The 469-nt window shown below is 68.2% G+C and carries 1 protein-coding gene; it reads right to left on the bottom strand.

Going from position 1 to position 469, the window contains the following annotated elements; genetic code table 11:
• The coding region (locus RB628_RS41405; RefSeq protein ID WP_318325768.1) for a M48 family metalloprotease at positions 1-469 on the bottom strand (469 nt) is incomplete at both ends.

Here is a 469-nt window from a genome sequence, read left to right as displayed (position 1 = left end):
CGATCGCCACCGCGGTGTTCTGGTCACGGTTGCGTCCGCCGAACAGCTGGGAGTAAAAGGCGAAACGGACGATGAGACCGGCGATCACGCCCAGGAACGAGGCGATGGTGATCACCGCGACGTCGCGGTGCGCGACATGGGACAGCTCGTGGGCGAGGACGCCTTCGAGCTCGGCGGGTTCCAGACGGCGCTGCAGCCCTGTGGTCACGCAGACCACGGCGTGGTCGGCGTTGCGTCCCGTGGCGAACGCGTTGGGCAGGTCCATGCGGGAGATGGCCACCCGTGGTTTGGGCATGTCCGCGGCTGCGCACAGCCGGTCGATGACGCCGTGCAGCTGAGGCGCTTCCTCCCGGGTGACCAGGCGGCCGTGCATGGCGTACAGGGCGATCCGGTCGGAGTACCAGTACTGCACGCCCAGCAGCGCGGCGGCGATGACGACGACCAGGACGACGGACTTGAGCAGCACGAT

This window comes from Streptomyces sp. ADMS (assembly GCF_033441795.1).
Classification (GTDB): domain Bacteria; phylum Actinomycetota; class Actinomycetes; order Streptomycetales; family Streptomycetaceae; genus Streptomyces.
Note: the sequence above shows the minus strand (reverse complement) of the source record. Positions and strands in the feature narration are given on the sequence as shown.